Source organism: Roseicyclus sp., from assembly GCF_965662675.1.
Taxonomy (GTDB): domain Bacteria; phylum Pseudomonadota; class Alphaproteobacteria; order Rhodobacterales; family Rhodobacteraceae; genus Roseicyclus.
The window spans coordinates 1-1,573 of the sequence record NZ_CBFIIK010000188.1; the positions used below are offsets into that span (position 1 = coordinate 1).

3 protein-coding genes are annotated in these 1,573 nt (G+C 61.9%); 2 read left to right on the forward strand and 1 reads right to left on the reverse strand.

What is annotated here, in order from left to right; translation table 11 throughout:
- Positions 1-81: 81 nt before the first annotated feature.
- Together ACTG4J_RS15365 and ACTG4J_RS15370 are read left to right on the forward strand one after the other, a co-directional pair.
- Complete coding sequence (locus ACTG4J_RS15365; RefSeq protein ID WP_439140605.1) at positions 82-525, forward strand: CBS domain-containing protein; 444 nt, start codon at positions 82-84, stop codon at positions 523-525.
- Positions 522-800 carry a glycine zipper 2TM domain-containing protein gene (locus tag ACTG4J_RS15370; protein ID WP_439140606.1) on the forward strand — a complete coding sequence of 93 codons (279 nt, stop codon included), beginning with the start codon at positions 522-524 and terminating at the stop codon, positions 798-800. Before ACTG4J_RS15365 ends, ACTG4J_RS15370 begins: the two co-directional genes overlap by 4 nt.
- A 26-nt stretch (positions 801-826) precedes the next feature.
- On the opposite strand, the gene ACTG4J_RS15375 is transcribed toward ACTG4J_RS15370, so the two are convergent.
- Positions 827-1,573, reverse strand: a 747-nt coding sequence (locus ACTG4J_RS15375) for a Crp/Fnr family transcriptional regulator (protein ID WP_439140607.1), incomplete at its 5' end; no start/stop codon positions are given.

Here is a 1,573-nt window from a genome sequence, read left to right on the forward strand (position 1 = left end):
GTCCCGTTTGCGCCCGGTCAATGATGCCCGCCGCCGCCCGGCGCATGCTGGGCCGTCATATGCTCGACCAAGGAGACAGCCATGGAAATCGCCAAAGCAATGCACCCCAAGGCCACATGGGCCAGCGCCGATACCGCGATCGCCGAGATCGCAAAGATGATGGAGAAAGACGACATCGGCGCCGTTCCGATCGGCAAGGATGACAAGCTGATCGGCATGGTGACCGACCGCGACATTGCCTTGCGCCTCGTGGCCAAAGGGCGCGACCCGGCCAAGACGACCGCCGCCGACATTATGACCAAGGGCATCGTCTGGTGCCGCTCAAGCTCGACCGTCGAGGATGCGATCCACATGATGGAGCAAAAGAAAATCCGCCGCTTGGCGGTGATCGACGACAACAAGCGTTTGGTCGGCATGCTGAGTTTGGGCGACATCGCCCATGCGGTCAGCCGCAGCCTCTCGGGCGAGGTGCTGCAAGCGGTCGCCGAACATCACGATGGCAAAGCGCCGGAGGCACGCGCATGAGCGGGCTTTCCAAGATCACGGCCTTGGGCCTTGCCCTGACGCTGCTGGCGGGGTGCGAGAACCTCACCAGTGAACAGCGCACCCTTGTGGGGATGACAGCGGGTGCCGCAACCGGGCTTTTGACCGCCGAGGCCTTCGATGCCGATGGCAATTGGCGGCTGATCGCGGCGCTGGCCGGGGCGGCGGCGGGAACGCTGGTGGCCCAGAACAGCGCGACCGGGCGCTGCGCCTATGCCCGCGGCGATGGCACCTATTTCGATGCGGCCTGTCCCTGAGGGACAGGCCAAAGCGCGCGCCCCAATTATTGCCGCAGCGGCTTGACGATGGCGGCTGGCAATTCTGCGGACAAGACGGCCTCGCCCAATTCGGGCTCACCCGCCTCATCGGCCAGATCCTCGATATTGCGCAAAACCACCAGATCGGGGCGGATGATGTCGATCATTCCGTCATCGGCAAGCGCGTGAAACGCACGGCTGATCGATTCCGCCCGCGCACCCAAAAGATGGGCCAGATCGGCGCGGCTGATCGGGATGCCGACCGTCAGCATGCCGTTCATCGACCCCAGCATGCCATCGATGTTACGAAACCGGGTGCAAAGCATCAGCAAGAAACCAGCCAAACGCCCCCGCACCTTTGGGTTGGACAAGATCACCATCCAATCGCGAGTCCGGTCGATCTCGTTGAGAAAGTGCAAGAGCATCAGCCGGTCCAGCTCGGGCGAGGCGGACAGCAACGCCTCGAAAGCCGGTCGTGGAAACAAGAAGACCTTGGCAGTCGTTGCAGCCTCGATCGAGAACTGCATCGCCCCGTCAAAGACACGGCCGAAAACATCGCCCGGCACAAGCAGGCCCACCACATGCTGACGGCCATCAGGCAGGGTCTTTTGCATGCGCAATATCCCCTCGCTGACAAAACCGACAAGGTCCGACACTTCGCCCGGATGCGCGATGATCTGACCTTTCTCGAATTTGCGTAACTGACAGATTTTATTAAGATCTTCGCGCACATCTTGCGGCAATTCCGCCAGATCTGCGATTGCGCTGAAAAC

Bases quoted from the DNA above. Each gene is read 5' to 3' on its own strand.
- ACTG4J_RS15370 (WP_439140606.1), top strand. From the start codon at position 522: ATGAGCGGGCTTTCCAAGATCACGGCCTTGGGCCTTGCCCTGACGCTG.
- ACTG4J_RS15365 (WP_439140605.1), top strand. From the start codon at position 82: ATGGAAATCGCCAAAGCAATGCACCCCAAGGCCACATGGGCCAGCGCC.